Origin of the sequence: Gelidibacter salicanalis, from assembly GCF_016469035.1 — a bacterium.
Taxonomy (GTDB): domain Bacteria; phylum Bacteroidota; class Bacteroidia; order Flavobacteriales; family Flavobacteriaceae; genus Gelidibacter; species Gelidibacter salicanalis_A.
In genome coordinates this window covers 164675-187378 of record NZ_JAEHJZ010000032.1, presented here as the reverse complement: position 1 = coordinate 187378, position 22704 = coordinate 164675, and the positions used below count along the sequence as shown (strand labels likewise).

At 35.9% G+C, this 22704-nt stretch carries 23 protein-coding genes; 21 read left to right on the top strand and 2 right to left on the bottom strand.

From position 1 onward, the window contains the following. Positions 1 to 78 precede the first annotated feature (78 nt). From JEM65_RS13330 to JEM65_RS13310, 5 genes are read left to right on the top strand one after another with little or no spacing between them, the layout of a single operon-like run. Positions 79 to 363 carry a helix-turn-helix domain-containing protein gene (locus tag JEM65_RS13330; protein ID WP_199598351.1) on the top strand — a complete coding sequence of 95 codons (285 nt, stop codon included), beginning with the start codon at positions 79 to 81 and terminating at the stop codon, positions 361 to 363. Between the two features lie 3 nt (positions 364 to 366). Then, positions 367 to 1188, top strand: coding sequence for a hypothetical protein (locus JEM65_RS13325; protein WP_199600336.1), 822 nt, complete (start codon positions 367 to 369; stop codon positions 1186 to 1188). Beyond that, positions 1172 to 1834: an ATPase gene (locus JEM65_RS13320; protein WP_199600334.1), complete on the top strand. Its 663-nt coding sequence runs from the start codon at positions 1172 to 1174 to the stop codon at positions 1832 to 1834. The genes JEM65_RS13325 and JEM65_RS13320 overlap by 17 nt, the downstream gene beginning before the upstream one ends. A 54-nt stretch (positions 1835 to 1888) precedes the next feature. Continuing rightward, a complete protein-coding gene (locus JEM65_RS13315; RefSeq protein ID WP_199600332.1) occupies positions 1889 to 2617 on the top strand; it encodes a DUF6577 family protein in 729 nt (242 codons plus the stop codon). A 23-nt stretch (positions 2618 to 2640) separates the two neighbouring features. Further along, a complete protein-coding gene (locus JEM65_RS13310) occupies positions 2641 to 3696 on the top strand; it encodes a nucleotidyl transferase AbiEii/AbiGii toxin family protein (protein WP_199600329.1) in 1056 nt (351 codons plus the stop codon). A 104-nt stretch (positions 3697 to 3800) separates the two neighbouring features. On the opposite strand, the gene JEM65_RS13305 is transcribed toward JEM65_RS13310, so the two are convergent. Beyond that, positions 3801 to 4433, bottom strand: coding sequence for an N-acetylmuramoyl-L-alanine amidase family protein (locus JEM65_RS13305; protein ID WP_199600328.1), 633 nt, complete (start codon positions 4431 to 4433; stop codon positions 3801 to 3803). A 189-nt stretch (positions 4434 to 4622) separates the two neighbouring features. On the opposite strand from JEM65_RS13305, the gene JEM65_RS13300 reads away from it, so the two are divergent. From JEM65_RS13300 to JEM65_RS13260, 9 genes are read left to right on the top strand one after another with little or no spacing between them, the layout of a single operon-like run. After that, complete coding sequence (locus JEM65_RS13300; RefSeq protein WP_070237397.1) at positions 4623 to 4910, top strand: hypothetical protein; 288 nt, start codon at positions 4623 to 4625, stop codon at positions 4908 to 4910. Further along, complete coding sequence (locus JEM65_RS13295) at positions 4910 to 5194, top strand: hypothetical protein (protein WP_199600327.1); 285 nt, start codon at positions 4910 to 4912, stop codon at positions 5192 to 5194. Before JEM65_RS13300 ends, JEM65_RS13295 begins: the two co-directional genes overlap by 1 nt. Further along, entirely contained in the window at positions 5181 to 7583 is a 2403-nt protein-coding gene (locus tag JEM65_RS13290; protein ID WP_199600326.1) for a TraG family conjugative transposon ATPase, read from the top strand. The genes JEM65_RS13295 and JEM65_RS13290 overlap by 14 nt, the downstream gene beginning before the upstream one ends. 46 nt (positions 7584 to 7629) lie before the next feature. After that, the gene (locus JEM65_RS13285; RefSeq protein ID WP_199600398.1) at positions 7630 to 8220 is read left to right on the top strand and encodes a conjugal transfer protein; all 591 of its coding nucleotides are present in this window, start codon (positions 7630 to 7632) and stop codon (positions 8218 to 8220) included. Between the two features lie 2 nt (positions 8221 to 8222). Further along, positions 8223 to 9065 carry a hypothetical protein gene (locus JEM65_RS13280; protein ID WP_199600325.1) on the top strand — a complete coding sequence of 281 codons (843 nt, stop codon included), beginning with the start codon at positions 8223 to 8225 and terminating at the stop codon, positions 9063 to 9065. A 10-nt stretch (positions 9066 to 9075) separates the two neighbouring features. Further along, complete coding sequence (locus JEM65_RS13275) at positions 9076 to 9699, top strand: conjugal transfer protein TraK (protein WP_199600323.1); 624 nt, start codon at positions 9076 to 9078, stop codon at positions 9697 to 9699. Continuing rightward, entirely contained in the window at positions 9680 to 10609 is a 930-nt protein-coding gene (gene traM, locus JEM65_RS13270; RefSeq protein WP_199600321.1) for a conjugative transposon protein TraM, read from the top strand. The genes JEM65_RS13275 and traM overlap by 20 nt, the downstream gene beginning before the upstream one ends. Positions 10610 to 10638: 29 nt before the next feature. Then, positions 10639 to 11493 carry a DUF4138 domain-containing protein gene (locus JEM65_RS13265; protein ID WP_199600317.1) on the top strand — a complete coding sequence of 285 codons (855 nt, stop codon included), beginning with the start codon at positions 10639 to 10641 and terminating at the stop codon, positions 11491 to 11493. Between the two features lie 7 nt (positions 11494 to 11500). Further along, entirely contained in the window at positions 11501 to 11863 is a 363-nt protein-coding gene (locus tag JEM65_RS13260; RefSeq protein ID WP_199600315.1) for a hypothetical protein, read from the top strand. A 29-nt stretch (positions 11864 to 11892) separates the two neighbouring features. Here the strand turns inward: JEM65_RS13260 and JEM65_RS13255 are convergent, their stop codons facing one another. Further along, on the bottom strand, positions 11893 to 12072 hold the full coding sequence (locus tag JEM65_RS13255; protein WP_199600314.1) for a hypothetical protein: 180 nt from the start codon (positions 12070 to 12072) through the stop codon (positions 11893 to 11895). Positions 12073 to 12286: 214 nt separating this feature from the next. Between JEM65_RS13255 and JEM65_RS13250 the strand changes: the two genes are divergently transcribed. The 7 genes from JEM65_RS13250 to pglX all read left to right on the top strand — a co-directional run bounded on the left by JEM65_RS13250 (position 12287) and on the right by pglX (position 22703). Then, positions 12287 to 12466, top strand: a complete 180-nt coding sequence (locus tag JEM65_RS13250; RefSeq protein ID WP_199600313.1) for a helix-turn-helix transcriptional regulator — start codon at positions 12287 to 12289, stop codon at positions 12464 to 12466. Then, entirely contained in the window at positions 12463 to 13065 is a 603-nt protein-coding gene (locus JEM65_RS13245) for a DUF1819 family protein (RefSeq protein WP_199600311.1), read from the top strand. The genes JEM65_RS13250 and JEM65_RS13245 overlap by 4 nt, the downstream gene beginning before the upstream one ends. Before the next feature lie 2 nt (positions 13066 to 13067). Continuing rightward, on the top strand, positions 13068 to 13652 hold the full coding sequence (locus JEM65_RS13240) for a DUF1788 domain-containing protein (protein ID WP_199600309.1): 585 nt from the start codon (positions 13068 to 13070) through the stop codon (positions 13650 to 13652). Further along, complete coding sequence (gene brxC, locus JEM65_RS13235; protein ID WP_199600307.1) at positions 13649 to 17131, top strand: BREX system P-loop protein BrxC; 3483 nt, start codon at positions 13649 to 13651, stop codon at positions 17129 to 17131. The genes JEM65_RS13240 and brxC overlap by 4 nt, the downstream gene beginning before the upstream one ends. Continuing rightward, positions 17132 to 18748 (top strand): RNA-binding domain-containing protein, encoded by a 1617-nt coding sequence (locus tag JEM65_RS13230; RefSeq protein WP_199600305.1) that lies wholly within the window; start codon positions 17132 to 17134, stop codon positions 18746 to 18748. 78 nt (positions 18749 to 18826) lie between these two features. Further along, positions 18827 to 19009 (top strand): hypothetical protein, encoded by a 183-nt coding sequence (locus tag JEM65_RS13225; RefSeq protein ID WP_199600303.1) that lies wholly within the window; start codon positions 18827 to 18829, stop codon positions 19007 to 19009. A 184-nt stretch (positions 19010 to 19193) separates the two neighbouring features. Then, positions 19194 to 22703, top strand: a complete 3510-nt coding sequence (gene pglX, locus JEM65_RS13220) for a BREX-1 system adenine-specific DNA-methyltransferase PglX (RefSeq protein WP_199600301.1) — start codon at positions 19194 to 19196, stop codon at positions 22701 to 22703. The last annotated feature ends 1 nt before the right edge of the window (position 22704 follow it).

Genomic DNA, 22704 nt, shown 5'->3' with positions numbered 1-22704 from the left:
CGAAAGTCAAATCAAGTCAGGGGCTATCAAAATGATTGACAGCAATGCGATAGTCCCTTTCTACAAAACCATGTTATTATGCCAACAAGTATTATTACCACCGACGATCTTCGGGAATTCAAAATGGAATTGCTCGATGACATTAAAAACCTTTTAACCAAACAGTCTAAAGGGAAATTGAAAAGATACCTCAAATCATCTGAGGTCATGGACTTGCTTCAGGTCAGTCCGGGCACATTACAAAATCTTCGTATCAATGGCACCTTACCTTACACCAAAGTTGGAGGAATCATTTATTATGATGCCGAAGAAATCCAAGAAATTTTGACTGCAAATCGTGTGCAGCACAACCTAAATTACTAAGCCATGAATTACATTAAACTACTCAATGCGGCCTATGAAAAATTTCTTTTGGATGACCGTCTAAATCCTCCACACATCAGTCTCTATATGGCACTGTTCCAAGAATGGAACAGTAGCCGGTTTGCAATTCAATTCTATGTGAATCGAACGGATTTGATGACGGCCTCCAAAATCCGTTCAAAATCAAGCTACCACAGGTGTGTGACCGACCTAAACTCATGGAATTATCTTTCATATTTTCCTTCCAAAAGTCCTTATAAGGGAAGCAAAATAAAGATGTCCATTCTTTGCACAGATGATGGGGCTAATATGGGATGTGACAGTCCCATATTAGAACATGTGGCGGAACTCTACAGTCCCAAAAATAAACCGACTCTGGAACTCTACAGTCCCATATCAGGGGAGTACAGTCCCATATTGGAACAGGTAGCGGAACTGTACAATCCCAAAAATGAACCTGATCTGGGACACTACAGTCCCACCACAGGACTTAAAATGGGATCTACTATAAACAATACCAAACAAGTAAACACTATAAAACAACCAAAGGGCTGGCAGGCCGTTATTAATTTTTTTTTAGAAAAAAGTTTTACTGCTGATGAAGGAAAAAAATTCTTCGAGCACTATGAAAATCGGAATTGGAAAACCAGCGATGGGAAAACCATTAGAGATTGGCGTGCCTTGGCTGCAAATTGGATGGACAGAGCGGAGCTATATTCCGAAGTAAACAAACCAAACAAAAATCAACTGTCCCATCCCGATAGGTACCGGGACAAGGACAACTTGCGGACCACTAAAACCAAAGATTATGGACAACCCCTCTAAAATCATAGAAGATGACGTGGAATATTCACTCGGCGATTTTGATGGTACAAGTGTTCTTTACGACTTTGACAAAATTCTAATTTATTTAAATGCAAAAGGAAAGCTCCTCTTTGGTAATCACTTCAGAATTTATGATGAGGACAAAGAAATCATTCGTAAACTCTGCCATTATTTCATCAAGGACAAAGAAAATTGTGAAAAGAACGGCATTGATATCGACAAAGGTATTTTACTTTCTGGACCTGTAGGATGCGGAAAAACGACCTTGATGAAATTACTGCGCCATATCGTACCAATGCAAAGACCTTATGAGATGATTCCGTGTAGAAACGTTGCTTTCAGTTTTAACCACCTAGGTTTTAAAACCATTGAAGACTATGGCAATACCAGATTTTATTGCTTTGATGATTTAGGTATTGAACCCGCCGGAAGATTCTATGGCAAAGACTTGAACGTAATGGGCGAAGTATTGCTTTCCCGATATGAACTTTATCTTCAGACCAAACATAAAATCAAGACACACGCTACCACAAATCTCAATGCTGAAGAACTGGAAGAACGCTATGGAAACCGTGTTCGTAGCCGAATGCGTGAGCTATTTAATTTGATTGCTTTTGATAAAGGTGCTGGGGACAAAAGAAAATAATTAAACTTTGGCAAATTTATTGTATTTTGCCAAAGTTTAATAAATGTAATTACTTTGGATTATACAATAGAAAAAAAAATACCATCCTATTTTCAAGGGAATCAAACTATTTCTAAAAAAGATTTAGTTGATGGCATTCGCAAAGATTTTCCAAATCTGAAAGAAAGCTCGATTAACGTCTATTTGTCGAAACTAAAAAAAGAAGGGGTATTAAAAAATCCAACTAGAGGTATTTATGCGTTGCAGGGAAATAATGAATTTTGTCCGGTTATCAATAGTAAATTAAAGCGACTGTTCAATAAAATCAAAAAGGACTATCCCTTCATAGATTTTTGTATTTGGAACACTATTTGGCTGAACGATTTAATGCGACACCAGCCATTTAAATATTACACCATTGTTGAATTGGAAAAAGATGTAGCCCAATCCGTATTTTACAAATTAAAGGACAAAGGAAAACAAGTTTTTTTAGAACCCGATATAGAAACCTTTGAGCTTTACATTCACAATAGTGATGATGTAATTATTATAAAACATTTGGTTTCGGAAGCACCTGTAATCGAAACTGAAAATATCATAATACCATCATTAGAGAAACTTTTAGTGGATATGATTATCGATACCAACTTGTATGGTGCACAACAAGGGGAATTAGATTTTATATACGAATCGGCTTTTAGCAAGTTTGAAATCAATCAAGGCAAAATGAAACGTTATGCCCAAAGACGAAATAAGGAAAAAGAAGTAGAACATAGAATGAATTTAACTTTGGCAAAAAATTAATATTTTGCCAAAACTTAATATATATGATTAAAGAAAGTACATATCATCCTGAATGGATTTTTGAGGTCAAGCAAAAACTTGGCAGAAAGTATGATCCAAAACTTATAGAGAAGGTTATTTATGCCTTGATACTATTGGAACAATTAAAGATAAACGGTCTAGAATTTATTTTCAAAGGTGGAACCGCTTTGTTGTTAGCAACAAAAAAGCCAAAGCGATTTTCCATTGACATTGATATCATAACCGAACAAACTCAAAGCGATATAGAACCCATATTAGATATTATGTGTAGTAAAACTGTATTCACACATTGGGAAGATGACAACAATAGAGTACATACACCTGATGCCCCTGTGGGACATTTTAAAACATATTATAAAAGCAACGTGGACGGAAATATTGAGCCTATTTTATTAGATGTTCTATACACCCCAAATCCATATCCTGAACTCACAGAAATCCCAATAGCTCACGATTGGATTCAGACAGAGGGCGAAATTACACAAGTAATGATGCCAACTTTTGACGCTATTTTAGGCGATAAACTAACCGCCTTTGCCCCAAAAACAACAGGAATTCTATATAGCAAAGGAAGACCTGTAGAGATTATCAAACAGTTATTCGATGTCGCTTTTTTAATGGAAAACATTTCTGATTTGACGGTGGTACGAACCAGCTATGCAAAAGTGGTTAAAGAAGAGCTTTCCTTTAGAAAATTAGATATAACCGCAGAGCAAGTACTAAACGATACGCAAGAAGCTTGTTTTGTGCTTTCAACTCGCGACACTAAATCTGAAGATTTTAAACATCTTCAAACAGGTATCAGTAATTTTACAAACTTTACCATTGAGAAATTTAATATTGAAGAAGCCATCATAGCATCTTCAAAAGTGGCATACTTGTCTGAACTAATCAAGTCCCAAATCAATAATAAGATTGAAAGGTTTGACAACCCATTAGAGGTAACAGACTGGTTGATTGAAAACCCTAAATACAATAAGCTCAACAAGCTTAAAAAGAATAATCCAGAAGCTTTCTTTTACTGGTATAAATCAATAATGCTTGATGACAGTAAATAATTCAACCACGAAAAGATTTATATAACAAAATCACTTCTGAAATAAAATGTTCTACAATAGCCTTTATACTTTTAGTTAGTTCTAAAAAAATATCTTTCATATTTTCAATAATTTTGAATAGTTAATAAAATCGATAATGCAGACAATCGAATGTTAGAAAGGTTTGAAAAATAATTGTTTTCATCTGTATTACTCAAAAACCCCAATTCCACAAGTACAGAAGCACAATAATTGGCTGTTTCCCGTAACACCTGAAAATTCGCAAACTTCACACCCCTACTTTCAAATCCCAATTCCTTATTAAATGCAGCTTGCAATTGAAAAGCTAACCAAGTGGCATCCTTTATATATTGTGAAGTGGCGTTTGCCACATACACTTCAATTCCTCTCGCATTTGAATTATCCGAATGATTACAATGCAACGAAATAAATACATCTGCTTCCAAAGCTTTGGACAATTTGCTTCTATCGGTTAACGAAATAAGCGTATCGCTATATCTCGTCAAATAGATATCAAGTGGCATTTCTGACTTTTCGTTTAGCTTCAAAATTTCAAGAGCGATATTTAGTACAATATCTTTTTCTTGGATGCCATTTATTCCAATTGCACCAGAATCTTTTCCACCGTGTCCAACATCAATAATTATTCTTTTTTTAGTGGCAATTTCCTGTCCAAAAATGATACACATTTTTAGAAGCAAAAAGACAAAACTGACGCTTTTGAGCACTTTTTTCATTTTCAAATTTTGGGTTATTAACAATTCAACTTCCAAAAATCATAAAATTTGATGCCAATTAATAGCAACGGAAATCAAACAATATTAAATAATATTTTATTCACAAATATTTGATTATCAGTTATTTGTAAACAAATATATGTAAATTTCCAATAACGAAAACAATACAAATTTTTAAACTTTTCAGTTATGAAAAAATCAAATTATTTCGCAGTATTTCTTTCACTTATCTCTACCTCTCTCTTTGCACAAATTGGTGGCATTGAGGATTCTGTAAATGATGTAGGTGATACTATAAGAACAATCTTTCCAATTTTACTCGGTGTTATTTTTTTAGTTGGTTTCCTTTTTAATGCAGGACACTTCTTTGGCGAGAACGCAGATTTAAAAAAAGGTATTACTAGAGTTTTGGTATTCGTTTTAATAGCGGGTGCTGTTGTTGGAATATTTACCTATCTAATTGGAATCGTAGTATAATGAAGCGGTTCGAGGTCTATAGAAATATTAGGAAAAAGGCAGTCATTTTTGGGCTGCCCATTTCCCTGTTCGCCCTAATGATGATGTCTATCCTTGGTTCTTTAATGATTATCATATTTTCATTCAGTTTCGGGATTATTATAGGTGTCTTTGTTTTTAATGCTGCGCTTTACATTGCATTAACCCGAATCACAAACAATCCACAACTATTTCAGATGGCCAAGGCCTTCCCGAAAATCATCAGTAACAAACAAAATTCAGGCTTCAATTATGGACAAGATTAACCTTTCATCATATCAACCCATTGCAGATATACAGGACAATATCGTGTTTGCCAACAATGGCAATGTAATTTTGTGCTATGAAGGAAATCTGCCAGAAATCTACTCGCTTTCCGAAAAGGACTTTGAGGATATGCACGGTGCTTGGTTCCAGGCCTTGAAATCATTGCCTGTTGGAACTGTGGTCCATAAGCAGGATATTTATCTTAAAAAATCCTATTCTTCGGAACAACTTCCGAATACAACTTTTTTGGAAAAAGCTACACACCAACACTTCAAAGGTCGTGGCTATATTGAACACAAGTGCTATCTGTTCGTTATTCTGACCAAGAACAAAGCACTCAACAACCCCAAATATGTCAATCCTTTTCGAAAAATATCAAAGGGAATTGTACAGGAACTGGATGACAACATCAAGAGCTTCGCCAACTCGGTTAGCGACTCCGTTTCCTTTATAAACAATAGTAGAAAAATGACGTTCCTTCCCCTAAACCCGGAACAGATTTTACAGCTTACAAGTGGCTACTTTAATGGCTTTAATATAGATTTTGACACCGATATTTTACTGGATAAGAAAAGCGTCACAATTGGTAAAAACCATTTTGATGCCCTGGCCATTAATAGCGAACTGTGCTTTGGCGAAAGTGTACAGAGTAGCAAGACCAATGAGAGATTCACTTCTGACGACTTCGTATTTCATCAAGGGTTTATTGATGGTTTAGGGCTTACGCTTAATGAAAATCATATCGTTAATCAGATTATTTATTTAGATGATAAACAAAAATGGCGTAAGCTGCTCGATAAGAAGATCGAGGAACTGAACAAAAGTTCAAATTTTGGCTCACAGAACAAGGTCGTACTTGGAAAAATCCAACACATCTTGGACCAAATCAATGCCGATGATAGCTCACGTATTATTCGTGGCCATCTCAATATTATCTATTGGGCAAAGGAAGCTAAAGAACTGGATAGAATAACTTCAAAGATTAAAACGGAGTTCAAGGAGTTGGATATAATCCCCTACTATCCAAGAGGCGAGGAACGGAAAAATTATATATTGAACAGCTACTGCTGCTTCTCTTCCAATTTCTCGAATAACGATTTATATGTTACCGATTTAAAACACGCACTTTGTTTATTCATCAACAACACCAATTATAAATCGGATGCAACAGGAATCATTTTCAATGACCGTGAATATAATATTCCTGTTCTAAAAGATGTTTGGGACGAGGGAAAAAATCGTATCAAAGCACGAAACTTTGCCATCTTTGCTCCGACAGGCGAGGGCAAATCCTTTCTGGCGAATAATATCCTGCGTCAATATTTTGAAAGTGGCGTTCGATTGGTCATCATTGACCTAGGTGGTTCCTACACCAAATTCGCAAAACTGTATCCTGAACAGTATACCGTACTGCGTTATGAGAGTGGAAAGAACCTCGGTATCAATCCATTTTATATCAGCAATATATCTGACTTAGCTCCTGAACGTCTTGAAGATTTATCAGTATTTCTTTTTGAATTATTTGCTTCAGACCTTAAAGTGACCAAGGCACAATCGGTTTCCGTCAAAAAGATCCTGCGTCATTATTATGACAGCACTTCAAAAAACCATTCCTTGGAAGGTTTCTACAATTTTATGGAAAGGAATCAGGAAGATCTTCTGGACACCCTTAAAATCCATCCCGACTATTTTAATGTCACGAGCTTCTTGCACGTCATGTCTGAATACGTTAGCGATGGCCTCTACAGTTTTCTGTTTGAAGTCAGCGAAGACCAGACCTATAAAATCGAGGATAAGCGCTTGATCGTTTTTGAACTGGATGAAGTCAAGGACAACAAGGAAATCCTGTCCGTAATGTTGAAACTGATCAAATCGGCTATCCAAAGAACGATATGGAAAAACCGAGCTGAAAAGGGCATCATCCTATTCGATGAGTTTGCAAAGCAACTCAAATTTGAAAACGTGTTGGAAAGCGTAGAATTTTATTATCAAGCCATTCGTAAACAAAATGGAGCGATTGGGATTATTCTGCAATCCATCAATCAGCTTCCAAACAATGCCACATCCGCAAGCATTCTGGAAAACACCCAGGTCATTTATAGTCTGAACAATGAAAAAGGCTACGCCGAACTGGTTAAACGGCTCAACCTCTCCAGCCACGATCTCAACCAATTAAAATCCATCAAGAACAATCTTTCCGGTCCACGGAAGTATACCGAGATGTTTATCAAGATTGGAAAGGAAAGCAACATTTTTAGGCTTGAAGTTCCCAAGGAAGTGTATGCTGCCTATCTAACCGATGGACAGGAAAACGAGGCCATAATGGCCATTTATAAAAAGACCAATAATATGGAATTGGCAATTAAAGAATTCACATCTAAAATATAATATTATGAAACCAAAGGTTCACGAATACCAAAACAAATATTCAGCAATGCGTAAAACAAAAATTAAAACAATCCTATTCTCACTATTCTTTACGGTTGCATTTTTATTGCCTGCACGCGCTGCCTGCCAGGGAATGCCCACTTATGACAACACCAATTTTATCAGCTTGGTAAAACAATTGATAGAATCCGGGAAGCAGACTGCAAACATTATCAAGACCGTAGAGTTCTTAAAAACACAAAAGGAAAACATTGAAAAGGTCAATGATGTGGTCAAGCAATTAAACGCAGTACGTGAAATTGGAAGTAATAACCAACGCCTTCTCAAGGTGATGCAAAATGATTTGAGGGACATTTTAGACAGTCCTTTTATAAAACCTGATGAAGTATCAAGGGTGTCACAATCATTCACTGCGATCGTTGAAAACTCGTTGGATACACTGGATTTTATAGATGAGATTTTGTCGAGCGACTATTTAAAAATGAGCGATGCGGAACGTACAGCAATTCTAAAAGAAAAAGAACTGGAATCTAGGGAAATGGTTTCCAATATTAAAACCAAAACAAAACGCTACAGGGATATCATTTCATTTCGGAAAATGCAGGACAAAATCAATAACCGTGAAACAGAATATTAGAGATGACCGCAACTTTCATTTTAGGAATAGGATTGGAATACATCGATACGGTTTTCCAAACGATACAGAACAGTAGTTTCTCCCAATACACCATTGCGGGAATGAAGACCCTTGCTGTACTATTTTTTCTGGTCAATATCCTAAAAAAATACAATGAAGGTATTGCGGATAAGGACGGCTATACTTGGGGATTGACTCCAGGAGAACTCGCAAAGAATTTTGCAATAGTTCTATTGGTCATATTCTCAACTCAAGTATTAGGGTTCTTTGATGGTATCCTGGTCGCAATTGAAGGCCAATATCGTGCCACCGCCCCTGCTTTACTTCCCTTGCAATTGCAGGACCTTCCAATAGAAGAAGACATACATCTTTTTGATGTCGCAAAAAATGCGATGAGTTTACTTTATGAAGCATTGATAACGCCGCTATATGGTTTCAAGATATTGGCTTTTATAATCAGTCTCTTTCTTTGGATTTTGGACTTATTTATTTACCCACTATTTTTAGCCGAGCGCTATTTTCTATTGGGAATTATGCAAGCATTTTTCCCATTGGTCATAAGCTTGGCCGTGTTTGAAAAATTCCGCTCTTTGGCATATAATTTTTTCAAATTATATGCTGCGGTTTACATGCTGGTACCAGCCTTCTTTTTGGTCAACATATTTATCAACGCCATCTATACCGAAATCAATACCAATTTTTGGCCTAACCTGTTTGGAACTGATGCAGGACAAGGCTTTTTTGCTCCTGTGGTACAATTGGGATCTGTTTTTTTTATAGTATTTCTGAAATTCAAGTTATACAGCCGTGCCACGTCCTTTACGCTCAGATTGTTTAATAGCTAAAACAAGTCAAATGAAAACTCCTTATAAAAATATATATGGCATCCTAAAGTTAAACCGGCTCATAGTTTTAACAGCTATCGTGTGTGCTTTGTTATCCAGCACATTTTCACTTTGGATGGCTTTTACCACCAATAAAAATGCGCTCAATAGTGCCTTTGCCATAAATACCGATGGCAGTATTATTCCACTAAAGCTCGTCTCTCAAAAGGAAAATTTCACTGTAGAAGCATTGGCACATTTAGAACAGTTCCACAATTATTTCTATAACATTGATGCCAGCAACTATGAACGGAACTTAAAAAAAGCACTTTGGTTAGGGAATAGTTCTGTGGACAACCTCTATCGTCAGAAAAAAGCGGATGGCGTCTATAATCGATTGTTACAATACTCATTGGTTCAAAAAGTCCTCAATATTGATTCCAATTTGAAGGAAGAGAATGGAACATATAGTTTCACGACCACCACCATTTTTGAAATCAACAGAGGCGTCATAACCGACACCTATGAATTGGTCTCCACCGGAAACCTGATCATGGTGGACCGAAACTTCCCCAACAATCCACACGGATTATTGATTACCGATTACTTCGAAAACACTCTAAAAAAAATTCAAAATGAAAATAGAAAAAAATAAAATAGTCTTTGCAACAGTATTGGCCGTGATTTTCCTTTTCCTCATTTCCTATTCACTCATGATCATGGGAAATGATAAAAGTGACAATGAGAACCTCAAGCAAACCTTGATCCCGGATTTAAAGGAAAATCAAAAACAGTATGATTCAAAATTGGATGCCATCAATGATTTGAAGGAAGTGCGGGAAACCAACGCACCCAGCATCTATGATGAAAAACTGATTGATACTTTGGGCATTTACGATCCCGATTTGCCACAACGAGAAAAAGAACGCATTGTGGATAGTATTTACAGCTCCGGTAAAATCAAATACTCCGAGAAACGCTATCAAAACTTCGGAAAAGAGAAAGTGACTCGAAATGATAAGGAAAAAATTGATTCCTCCGAAATCAGGACAGAACAAAAAATTCAGGCCAAAGAACTTGGTTTGGAACATCAATTGTTTTTTGCCGCTTCGCCAAAGCCAAATGACAGTGCCACACTCGGCCATACCGATGAGAGTATTTATGTAGTTGTAGATGGCGATCAAATTGTAAAGGCAAATGCCCGATTGCGATTGCGGCTCACGAAAGCAGCAATAATCAACAATAGACTGGTGCCAAAGAACACGCTTGTCTTCGGATTTATCAGCTTTCAGCCCAATCGCGCTTTAATTAACATTCAGAATATCGATCATCATGCCACAAATCTCAAAGCTTTTGACCTACAAGATGGCAGTGAAGGGATTTATATCGAAAATAATTTCCGCTCTGAAGCCACCAATGAAGTTCTGGATGATATCATTGGCGATATCAACATCCCATCGGTTCCGCAAGTCGGTGGAATTACCAAGATACTTAAACGGAACAATCGAAGCGTAAAAGTCACTGTATTGAACAATTACAAATTAATTATAAAACCAAGGCCATAGGCCTAATTGAAATTTAAAATCTGATTCTTATGAAAAATTCTATTATTATTTCAGTTCTTCTTATTTGCACGTTTTTACCACAACTTTGCTCAGCCCAAGATTCAATAAGAACACCCCAAGTTTTGGACACTATTTATGCGAACGACACCAAAAACGTTGCGCTATTTTTCCCTGAACCTATTCGACAGGGAATAACTGGGGCAGAGAATTTTGTCTTTACCTACAATCGTGAAAAAGAACAGTATTTTGGATTGCTCCAGGCAAAACAAGGGAAAGAAAGCAATCTTCTGATAGTCAATAAAGATGGCTCCGTTTTTTCGTATATTATAAGGTATAAAGCAAAACTTTCAAAGCTCAATTATTTCATTCCAATCTCCAGTAGTATTGGGAATGAAAAGCCAAAAGTAAAGGATTCGATCCCTGTTGAAACCACTGAGAAAAGTGTTGATTACGGTACGTATTATTATGAAAAGTTCTGTAGGTATCTTCTGGACAGAAAACAGCGCATCGGTCGGATTAAGAATCAAACTGAAGATATTGTCTTAAGTGTAGAGACTATTGTTTTTGATAAAGAAGAACTCTACTTTGTTATCCAGATTGAAAATACTTCCAGTTTGGATTACGATTTAAATTTTTTAAATCTATCGATTGAAACACGGCAAAAGGGAAAGAGGAAATCCTTACAACGGTTGAATCAAGAACCTGTTTTCAAATATAATCAGCCAACGAAAATCAGAGAAAACGAAACCGTACGATTCGTTTATGTGATGTCTAAGTTTTCAGTATCGAATGACCGCAGGGCAATTTTGGAACTGAACGAAAAACATGGCGAAAGAAACATAGAACTGAAAATATCACATCGATATATTAATAATCCAAACTGATACTGTTATGAAAAGAATATTCATTTTTTCAGTCATACTTTTATTTATTTCGTGTTCTCAGAATAAGAACCTTTCACCTGCTGAAACCGCAAAAATAGTTCTAAAAAGCTTCTACGAAAAGGATAACAATACTATGAAAAAGTACACTACTGCCGATGGCTATAGCGGGCTTTTGATGATTCAAGATATGGTGCCTGAAAACAACAAAAAAGTCAACGTGGAAATCTTAGATGAAAGCGTCAATGGTGATACAGCTTGGATTAAGTACAATACCTCCTATGACGAGAAGCCTGGTGTTTTTAAATTGATTAAAGAGAATAGCCAATGGAAGGTTTCTAGTAAAGGACCTAGAGAAAGAGGACCTTTTTAAAATAAAAAAACAGTTTAACATCAAACCCTCTACTGAGATCCTCCAAAAAATAAAAGTGTTTTTAATACCGCATCTGCTTTTTTTGAGGAAATACGCATCAACTTTAACTGTTTGGTAAACCATCTTTTGTATTTACTTGCCTCATAATGCACGATTTCTTGTGCGAGTTCTCTGTCTACAGTACTCATTTTATTATTCCAATTACCCATCCATTATTTTTTAAAACTTAATATTTACGGATCCCATTAGGCTGTGATAGGCAATGATATTACAGAATCCATTTGGGTCATTTAATAAATCTATTTCTGATATTATTTGTTTTTAAAATATTACACCAGCATAATTTGATGAATTTTTATTTTTGTTAAAGCAAATTTTCTATATTTACAATGAAGACAAACTTTAATTTTTATTAAACTGAATATGCTTAAAGAACTTCTCGAATCAAAAGGTGTAAAACAAAAATGGCTAGCCAATAAAATTGGTGTAAGCCAAGTTTCCGTTAGTAATTGGGTAAAAGGCAAGAGTGAGCCTAGCCTAAAAAACTATCAGAAAATTAGTGAATTACTTGAAATACCTCTAAAAGAGCTAACGCAACAATGATTGCAGAAAAGAAATATAATTTTTCATTTACTGCGGCTTCCCTACGCACAAGAGAATTTGTGCTTGTAGCCAAGCATCTATTTGAAAATTCCGTTGAAGATGTTGAAAGCGCCCTAGGTAACGGCAAAAAAGCTACTGGTAGGCGCTATTTTAAAGAGATGTATAAATGGATTGACACATTGACTAAGGGTCAGATAAAAGCGTTATTGGAAGGTAGCTATAAGGTTCAGAATGAAATAACATTTATTGCCGCTTGTAAACATTTCCATTTCATTCGTGATTTTATCATTGAGGTAGTTCGTGAAAAATACCTAGTATATGATTACGAAATCACAGATGGTGATTACATCTCTTTCTTTCGTCGCAAAGCAGAATACCATCCAGAAATGAATAAACTAACAGAAGTTACACAAAAGAAAGTAAAGCAAGTTACCTTCAAAATATTAGAACAAGCAGGACTGATAAACAATGTAAGATCAAAAATGATACAACCACAAATTATAGAATCTGAAACAAGAAAAGCTATACTCGCAGACAACGCGGAATTATTCAAAATTTTCTTATTGAGTGATTTTGATATTGAAAATTTAAAAGCTTAAGTATGGGGAATCTTACACATAAATTTGAACATTTGTTTAATGTCATTTCTTCATCAAATTTTCTGAACAAAGAATCATTAGGTGGAGAAATTCCCTTTTTTATTTCCTCTTACAAAGCTGACGATGAAATTGCTTGTAGAGAAGAAATACGTTTATTGAAAAAGAAGTTAGAAAATAAAGGAGTGCCAATTTTAGAGTTAAACCTATACCATCTTGCTTGCGAGATTTTAGAATCTAAAGGTGGAATGGAACGAATGTTCAAAGTTGAAAAAGCAAAATCTAAAGACAAGTTTTTAAGCGCATTACAATCTTCTCTTAATATGCATCAAGTACTGATGCCACTAATAAAACAAAAAATAGAATCTAATAGTGCAAAGGTGTATTTCTTAACAGGAATAGGTCTCGTATTTCCGTTTATACGTTCTCATAATGTACTTAACAATCTTCAAAATATCGCAAAAGAAGCACCCACAGTTGCTTTCTTTCCTGGAGATTATAACGGCCATACATTAAACCTTTTTGGTTTATTAAAAGATGACAATTACTACCGTGCATTTAATATGGATAAAATAGAAGCTAAACTATGATAAAACAATATTTTGAAAAACCTATAGACCGTCCTATTGAAACAGTTATTAAGGCAGATGACCGTGATAACATTTCTACAGAAGTCACTGAATATGTTATTACTAATGAAATAGGAAAGAAAATTAGAGACTTCTTTCAAGCCTATAATGATTATGCCGGTGCAAATGGTGTTTGGATCTCTGGTTTCTTCGGAAGTGGTAAATCTCACTTATTAAAAATCTTGTCTTACGTATTAGAAAACAAAGAACACGATGGCTGGAAATCTGGAGAGTTGTTTGCGGAAAAAGTAGACAACGACGAGATGCTCAAAGGTGATATTTTAAACGCCACACGTATTCCATCCGAGTCTATATTATTCAATATTGATCAACAAGCACAGATTACCAGTAAAGAAGATCCTAATGCGATTCTATCTGTATTCTACAAAGTGTTCTATGATCATTTAGGATATTACGGCTTTCAACCTCACGTAGCAGAGTTCGAAATGTGGCTGGATGGAAAAGGAAAATATGAAGCTTTTAAAACTGAATATAAGAAGGTAAATGATACATCTTGGGAAGTAGATCGTTTAGAATATTTCGTTTTGGAGGTAAAAGATATTTTAGCAACTGTATTTAATGAGAGCCCTGAAAAATATGAGAATATTCTTGACGAATTAGAAGATAAAAACAAACAGTCCATTGAAGATTTTTGCAACCGCGTAAAAACTTATATTGATTCAAAACCTAAAGGTTTTAGGTTAAATTTCTTTGTAGACGAAGTAGGTCAATACATAAGTGACAATACCAAGTTAATGCTGAACCTGCAAACCATTGCAGAAACATTAGCAACCAAGACAAAAGGTAATTCTTGGCTTTTAGTTACCTCTCAAGAGGATATGGAAACTGTTGTAGGCGATATGAACAAGAGCCAACAAAATGACTTTTCCCGTATTCAGGCACGATTCAAAATAAAAATACCGCTTACTTCTGCCAACGTAGATGAAGTAATTGAAAAGCGCTTGCTTGATAAAAATGATAAGGCACAAGAAGAATTAGCCAATGCGCACAAAAAAAATGGACCTCACTTAGAATCCTTATTGTCATTTTCCGAAGCTGGCGTTCAGTTTAGAGGCTATAAAGACAATAATGATTACGCAAATAAATTTCCATTTGTCCCATATCAGTTCGATTTATTCCAGCAGTGTAGAATTGCGTTATCAAATCATAACGCCTTTCAAGGAAAACACGCATCGGTAGGAGAACGTTCTATGCTGGGTGTATTTCAACAGGTGATTAAAGCCATTCAAGAACGTGATAAAAATGCGCTCGTAAGTTTCGATCTAATGTTCGAGGGCATTCGTAATGAACTACGTGGAGAAATACAGCAATCTATCATTCTTGCCGAAAAACAATTGGACGACCGCTTTGCTGTAAAGGTTCTTAAAGCATTGTTTCTGGTAAAGTATTTTGGAAATTTTAAAACAACAAAACGTAATATTTCGGTATTGCTCATAGACGATATTAACGTTAACCTTAAAGAACACGAAGCCAAGATTGATACTGCATTGACTATTCTAGAAAATCAAAGTTATGTGCAACGCAACGGCGATATTTTTGAGTTTTTAACTGATGATGAAAAGGATGTAGAAGAAGAAATAAAAAACACGGATATTGATGAGCAAGCAATTACTCAGTTGCTCAAAGAGATTCTTTTTGATGAAATAATAAGAGATAACAAAATAAAATATCTTGAGAACAAACAGGATTATGATTTTACAAGTAAAATAGACGGTAGTTTCTTCGGTCGTGAGAAGGAACTGGAAGTAGAGATTATTACTGATAATTATCAAGATTATGATAATGAAGCTTTCATACAATCCCAAACTATGGGAAGCACAGGTATGAAGCTAGTCCTTGCCTCCAACGCGACTTTTATGCACGACGTAAGAATGTTTATCAAAACAGCAAAATATGAAATGCAAAATAGAGGTTCTGGAACAAGACCTCAAGTAGCTCGTATCCTTCAAGAAAAGTCAATGCAAAATGTAATCCGCAAGAAGAATTTGATTCTTATGGCCAACAAAGCATTAGCAGAGTCACAAGTATTCCTAAATGGAAGTAAATTGGAGATGACAAATTCCAATGACGGAAAAACCCGCGTTATCAATGCGTTTCAAAAACTGGTTGCCATAGTGTACCCTAATTTGCGTATGCTGAAATCTGTTTCCTTTTCTGAAGATACTATTAAGAATACCATTCGCACATCGCCAGATGCGCTGTTTACAAATGATGATACCACTATTTCTGAGGCGGAAGGTGAGATTTTAAGTGAGATTTTAAAGCGAAAAAATCGGAGCGATCGTACAACGCTCAATGATATTAAAAATGTATTTATTAAAAAACCTTATGGCTGGTATCCAAATGCTATTTGGACTGTTACGGCAAAGCTCTATAAAAGAGGAAAAATTGAGGCAAAACAGGATTCTAATCTTTTAGAGAACGAACCATTTTTAAACGCACTTTTAAATAGTTCCCATCATGGTAACACCATTCTAGATCCGCAAGCTACTTTTGATGCAACCGCTGTTAAGAAATTGAAAGATGCATACAAAGATGCCTTCGATGAAAGTTGCTCCTTGCGTGAGGCAAAAGATGTTGCTTCAGCATTTAAGGAAAGACTTATACAAATGCGTATCGATGTAGATCAACTACTGGCTCGCAAACAGTCGTATCCATTTCTTAAAAGTCTGGAGCCGTTTTCAGGAAAATTAGACCGCTGGTCAAAGAAAGAGTACAGCTATTTCATCACAAAGCTCTCTGAGTTTGAAGATGAATTATTAGACACTAAAGAAGACCTACTCTCCCCTATTCAACGTTTTATGAATGGAGAGCAACGCAATATTTATGACGATGTTAAAGCGCTATTAGAAGGCAATACCGCAAACTTCGACTACATTCAAAGTGATGAGTTGGACACACTCAAAACGCTAATAGAAAGTGATACTCCTTACAAAGGAAGCGGTGTACAGCTGGCAAAAGCGGCAAAAGATGAATTGTCTAAAAAAGTATTGGAGCTTATTAAGGAAGAAAAGACTGGTTTTATAGCTGCAGCAGAAGAATATATAGATGATATAAATAATCGATCTGCTTTTAAAACATTGGATACAGATCAGCGATTGAATGTCGTCAAAGTTTTAAGCGATAAGAAAAACGCCATATTAAATGAGCGCTTTATAGCAAACATCAGGCAATCTAAACAGCAATTATCTCAAATCCATACAGATGCCTTAAACCTTATGGCCAATATGGCTGCACCAAAAAAAGAAGAAGGTAAAGCTGCAGAACCCATAGCAAAATATATAAGACGCTCGCAAATTCACGTCGATTATAAAAAGAATGAATTAGTGTCTGAAGATGATGTAAACGAATATGTAGAAGCACTTCGAGAAGCATTTTTAAAGCGTATAAACGAAAATATTAAAATCAACTTAAAGTAGATGACCAAAAAGGAACTCATAGCAAAATTAAATGATCTGGAATGGGAAGATTTTGAGGTTAAGGAAGCGAAGGCTGCCGTACCCAAGTCTTGTTGGGAAACTGTGAGTGCTTTTTCAAATACTTCGGGAGGCTGGCTAGTTTTTGGGATTAAAGAAATTGGTAATAACTATGAAATTCAAGGCGTTACAAATGCCGAAAAAATAGAACAGGACTTTTTAAATACCCTTCGAGGTGAGAAGTTTAATGTTTTTGTAGATACAAAACAGCAGCGTTATGTTATTGATGGCAAAACAGTTCTAGCATTTTACATTCCCGTTTCGGCCCAAAAACCTGTGTATTACAATACACAAGCTAATACGTTTATTCGCAGATCGAGCAGCGATCAAAAAGCACGTAAAAATGAAATAGATGCCTTTTATAGAGACCAAAGCTTTGGCACAAAAACATCTGAACTGGCACCCAATACGTCTAAAGATGATATTCACGCTACATCACTCAAGCAATATCGAGATTATATGGCGCGCTTTAATCCAGATGTGAGCTACAACCGTTTTGATGAAGATGTTTTCCTTTCAAAACTGCGTATTCTGGATAATGGGCAACTCACCTACTCGGGGCTTTTGTTTCTAGGAAAACGAGATACTATAGAAAAGCATTTTCCAGATTTTAGAATTGATTTATTAGAAATAGAAGGTAAATCCATTTCCGAAGCAAGTTCAAACTATAGTTTTCGCTTAGGTGAATTTGAAAACCTTTGGGATTATTATTTTGAATGTTTTAAACGCTTAAAGCCAGAGGTTGATGTTGAATTTCAGTTAACAGATCAAGGTTTTGGCCAAGAACTCTCCCCCGGTTTAAAAGCCATACGTGAAGCACTTGTAAATATGCTAATGCACGCCGATTACTTTGCCCCTGCGCACTCACGCATACGCATATTTACAAACCATATTGAGTTTTATAACCCTGGCGGATTGCCTAAACCAATTGAAGAGTTAAAAGCAAAAGATTTATCCCTGCCACGAAATCCACTCATCACAAAATTATTCAGAATGGTACGTCTTGCAGAAAATGCAGGCTATGGTTTTGACCGCATAGAAGCAAACTGGAAGACTTATAATAATACAGCGCCTGAATATGACATTAGTTTTGATGCGACCATCCTTAAATTATACACACACGCGGAAGAAGAAAGCACTAAAACTTCAGAGACCCTTGGAAGAGACTTCAGAGAGACTTTAGAGAGACTTCAAATCGAACTTAATAAAGAACCTACTGACATAGCGTATGTTATGGAGTTTCTGAGGGATAATTATGACAGTTTTATTCAATATACTTCGGAACATTTCGGAAACACTTCGGAAACACTTCGGGAACACTTCGGAAACACTTCGGGAACACTTCGGGAACACTTCGGAGACAACACAGTGGTTTTATTATTACTTATCATTTTTGATAAAAATACAACCGCAAAAGAAGCAGCAAAAACGATAGGTGTTAGTGATAGAACTGTGGAAACCTACTTAACAAAACTCAAAGAAGCTAACGTGATAGAACGGGTTGGAAGCCCAACATTCGGAGGCTATTGGACTTTAAAAACAGATAAGAGTAAGGAATGACCTATTATGAACCATTAAAAAAACTTCGGAGTAACTTCGGAGAGATTTCGGAGAGACTTCGGAGACAATGTTGTGGTTTTGCTACTTCTCATCATTTTTAATAAAGATATTACCGCTAAAGAAGCAGCTAAAATCATAGGGGTGAGCGACAGATCAGTAGAAAATTATTTCACAAAACTAAGAACTGAAAATATTATAGAACGTATAGGTGCAGATTTCGGCGGCTATTGGACTTTAAAAACAGATAATAATATGGAGTGACCTATTATGAACCATTAAATGAACCATTAAAAAAACTTCGGAGAAGCTTCGGAGAAAAGCAAGAAAACTTCGGAGTAACTTAGGAAACAGTAAACTGAAATAAAAAAATTGAGTCAATCCCACAACCGACAACTGATAACTGATAACCGATACCCCACAACCTGTAATAACCAGTAATAAAACAATGAACACCAACCAACTAAAACGCTTTGCGCAAGACGCCCGCGTAAAACTCATAGACCAGATTGGTGCAAAACTTGAAAAGGTTTTGACCACGGATAGTGTAGAATTACGCGAAAAAGCGGGCCATTTAAAAAAGTTACAAGAAGCCATTAATAAAACGTCCAAACCTGAAGTGATAGACACCGTTGCCTACACTTGGTTTAACCGCTTTGTAGCCTTACGTTTTATGGATGTGAATGGCTATGAACCTATAGGAGTCTCTGTGGTAAGTCCTATGGAAGGTGGAACACTACCCGCAATATTACAAGAAGCCAAACAAGGTAATATTCCTGAAGAATTACCAGTACAACACCAACGTATTTATGATTTGCTCGATGGTAAAATACCAAGTACCGATGCTCAAAATGAAGCCTACGCAGCGCTATTGGTTGGGGCGTGCAATCATTTAAGCAAAACCCTTCCTTTTCTGTTTGAAAAGATTGATGATTATGCAGAGTTGTTGTTGCCGGACGATCTTATTTCTAGTTTTTCTATCATAGAAGATATTAGGATTGGGATGAAGCCAGAAGATTGCGCAGAAGTGGAAATCATAGGTTGGCTTTATCAATTTTACATTTCAGAAAAAAAGGATCAGGTATTTGCCAGTAAAAGCAAAGTAAAAAAAGAGGACATACCCGCAGCAACGCAGTTATTTACACCGCGATGGATTGTAGAATATATGGTTCAAAACACCGTGGGTAAATTGTGGATGCAAAATAACCCACAATCTAAACTGCGCGACTATATGCCCTATTTTATAGAATCGCCTAGTGTTACGGCAGACGATTACCTCAAAATTGATAGCGTAGAAGATATTACACTCCTGGACCAAGCTTGTGGTAGTGGCCACATACTCGTTTATGGCTTTGAATTACTTTCTATAATTTATGAAGAAGAAGGTTATAACAAAAGTGATATCCCAACACACATTATAGAAAAAAACCTCTTTGGTTTTGAAATAGATACGCGTGCCGCACAACTTGCTGGGTTAGCATTAATGTTGAAGGCAAGACACTATTATCGTCGTGTGTTTAAAAAGGACATTACACCTAATATTTCTTGTTATCAAGATTTACAGATTACTGAAGAAGACATAAAAGCAACTTTTAGTGCAGTAGATGAAGAATTGAGTGATGCATTATTGCACGACCTTAAAACAATGCAACAAGCAACCAATTTAGGGTCGCTTATTATACCACAAGCAACTGCAAATGATTTAGAAAAAACAAGAGCTTCTTTAGCTAAAAAAGCTAATAATAGCGACCTTTTTCACGGGCATAACCTAAGGGGCATTTTACAGGCCATTGTACAATTAAGTGCGCTTTCACGAAAATATCATTGTGTGGTAGATAATCCACCATATATGGGTGGTGGCAATATGAATAAAGCACTCGCAGATTTTGTAAAAGTAAATTACCCAAGAAGCAAAGCAGATCTAATGGCTTGTTTTATGGAAGCTGGAATCGCTGCCTTAAAGCCAAAAGGGTTTTTAGGAATGATTAATCAACATAGTTGGATGTTTTTAAGTAGCTATGAGAAATTGCGAGAGTACCTGATTGAAACCATTCATTTTGATTCAATGCTGCATTTAGGATCAAGAACATTTCCTGAAATTGGCGGAGAGGTGGTTCAGAATACATCATTTGTATTTAACAAAATTAAATCGTCGCAAACGGGAATTTTTATTCGGTTGACCGAAATAAAAAATTCAGAACAGAAGCGAACTCGGCTTATGAAGGAATTGATTAAACCTTCAAATATCTATTTTAAATCAAATCAAATAAATTTCAATAAAATTACTCAAAGTCCTATTGGTTATTGGTTAAAAAAAGATTTTATCGATTACTTAAGTCAACTTAAGACTATTAATACAGAATCAGATATAGTGGCAGGAATTTGTACTGGTCGTAATGCAGAGTATATTTATGAATGGACAGAGGTCGCAAATTCTAAGATTTGGAACGGATATGACGGTTTTCCAAATGAATTCAAATTTAAAATGCATAATAAAGGAGGGGAAGCAAGAAAATGGTTTGGAAACCACAGTAACATTATAAATTATAATGAAACTAGTTTATGCGAAATGAATAAGCTGAAAGGTTTTCGTCACGACGGACAAAGATTTTATTACAAGCCTTCATTGTCGTGGTCTAAAATTACTTCTTCAACTAATACTTTTAGATACTATCCCAAAGGTTTTGTTTTTGATTCCGCAGGCTTATCAATTTATTCAAAAGAAAATATCATAGACTACGAACTTCTCGGATTTCTAAATACGAAAGTTGCTGCTAAATTATTAAATTTATTTAATCCGACATTAAACGCTTCTCCAGGGGTAATTAGAAAACTGCCTTTAAATAAATCAGTGAACTCAGGTGTAGTTGAAAAAGTGAAAAACTCCATTAATATTTCAAAATTGGAATTAAATACAAAAGAGGTTTCTCCTGACTTCCAACAAAACGGACTCATCCGCATAAAAGGTCAAGACTTACAAGAAGCCTACGATAGCTATTGCCAATACTGGCAAAATAAATTCTTTGCGCTGCATAAAAATGAAGAAGAACTCAATCGCCACTTTATAGAAATCTATGGCTTACAAGATGAGTTAACACCAGAAGTTCCACTAAAAGATATTACAATCCTTAAAGAAGAGACCACAATTAAGAAAGGTGCTTTAGTCTTCCGCGAAAGTGAAATTATGGCGCAGTTTATAAGTTATGCTGTAGGTTGTATGTTTGGACGTTACAGCTTGGATAAACCAGGTTTAGTTCTTGCCAATCAAGGAGAAACACTCGAGGATTACCTCAACAATGTCACACTGAGCGCAGTCGAAGTGTCTTTCTTACCAGATGATGATAATGTTATCCCAATACTAGACAATGAGTGGTTTGAAGATGATATCGTAGGTCGTTTTTATGCCTTTTTGAAAGCTACCTTTGGCATTCCCCATTTTGATAAAAACCTAGCTTTTGTAGAAGACTGCGTGGGCGATATACGCAAGTACTTTTTAAAGACTTTTTATACAGATCATATCAAGCGTTATAAAAAACGGCCTATCTACTGGATGTTCTCATCGCCTTCTGGTGCATTTAACGCGTTAATCTATATGCACCGCTACACACCAAACACGCTTAACACCGTACTTAACGGGTATCTCAAAGAATATCTAGAGAAATTAAAAGCTCAAGACAAACAATTGGATCACGTTAAAAATGTGGGTACAGATAGAGAAAAAGTCAGCGCAGAAAAAGAACAAGCCCGTATCAACAAAGTAGTCATTGAGCTACAAGAATACGACCGTGAGTTATTTAAACTAGCTACAGAGCGTATCGCCATAGATTTAGACGATGGCGTGCTTGTTAACTATAATAAGTTTGGAACTATCATCAAACCAGTTTCAGGCTTAAATGATAAAAAGGCAAAGGATAAAGTGAGGAAATTTGATTGGATAGATGCCAGCACGATACAGTAAG

Bases quoted from the DNA above. Each gene is read 5' to 3' on its own strand.
- JEM65_RS13330 (WP_199598351.1), top strand. From the start codon at position 79: ATGCCAACAAGTATTATTACCACCGACGATCTTCGGGAATTCAAAATG.
- JEM65_RS13325 (WP_199600336.1), top strand. From the start codon at position 367: ATGAATTACATTAAACTACTCAATGCGGCCTATGAAAAATTTCTTTTG.
- JEM65_RS13320 (WP_199600334.1), top strand. From the start codon at position 1,172: ATGGACAACCCCTCTAAAATCATAGAAGATGACGTGGAATATTCACTC.
- JEM65_RS13310 (WP_199600329.1), top strand. From the start codon at position 2,641: ATGATTAAAGAAAGTACATATCATCCTGAATGGATTTTTGAGGTCAAG.
- JEM65_RS13305 (WP_199600328.1), bottom strand. From the start codon at position 4,433: ATGAAAAAAGTGCTCAAAAGCGTCAGTTTTGTCTTTTTGCTTCTAAAA.
- JEM65_RS13300 (WP_070237397.1), top strand. From the start codon at position 4,623: ATGAAAAAATCAAATTATTTCGCAGTATTTCTTTCACTTATCTCTACC.
- JEM65_RS13295 (WP_199600327.1), top strand. From the start codon at position 4,910: ATGAAGCGGTTCGAGGTCTATAGAAATATTAGGAAAAAGGCAGTCATT.
- JEM65_RS13290 (WP_199600326.1), top strand. From the start codon at position 5,181: ATGGACAAGATTAACCTTTCATCATATCAACCCATTGCAGATATACAG.
- JEM65_RS13285 (WP_199600398.1), top strand. From the start codon at position 7,630: ATGCGTAAAACAAAAATTAAAACAATCCTATTCTCACTATTCTTTACG.
- JEM65_RS13280 (WP_199600325.1), top strand. From the start codon at position 8,223: ATGACCGCAACTTTCATTTTAGGAATAGGATTGGAATACATCGATACG.
- JEM65_RS13275 (WP_199600323.1), top strand. From the start codon at position 9,076: ATGAAAACTCCTTATAAAAATATATATGGCATCCTAAAGTTAAACCGG.
- traM (WP_199600321.1), top strand. From the start codon at position 9,680: ATGAAAATAGAAAAAAATAAAATAGTCTTTGCAACAGTATTGGCCGTG.
- JEM65_RS13265 (WP_199600317.1), top strand. From the start codon at position 10,639: ATGAAAAATTCTATTATTATTTCAGTTCTTCTTATTTGCACGTTTTTA.
- JEM65_RS13260 (WP_199600315.1), top strand. From the start codon at position 11,501: ATGAAAAGAATATTCATTTTTTCAGTCATACTTTTATTTATTTCGTGT.
- JEM65_RS13255 (WP_199600314.1), bottom strand. From the start codon at position 12,072: ATGGGTAATTGGAATAATAAAATGAGTACTGTAGACAGAGAACTCGCA.
- JEM65_RS13250 (WP_199600313.1), top strand. From the start codon at position 12,287: ATGCTTAAAGAACTTCTCGAATCAAAAGGTGTAAAACAAAAATGGCTA.
- JEM65_RS13245 (WP_199600311.1), top strand. From the start codon at position 12,463: ATGATTGCAGAAAAGAAATATAATTTTTCATTTACTGCGGCTTCCCTA.
- JEM65_RS13240 (WP_199600309.1), top strand. From the start codon at position 13,068: ATGGGGAATCTTACACATAAATTTGAACATTTGTTTAATGTCATTTCT.
- brxC (WP_199600307.1), top strand. From the start codon at position 13,649: ATGATAAAACAATATTTTGAAAAACCTATAGACCGTCCTATTGAAACA.
- JEM65_RS13230 (WP_199600305.1), top strand. From the start codon at position 17,132: ATGACCAAAAAGGAACTCATAGCAAAATTAAATGATCTGGAATGGGAA.
- pglX (WP_199600301.1), top strand. From the start codon at position 19,194: ATGAACACCAACCAACTAAAACGCTTTGCGCAAGACGCCCGCGTAAAA.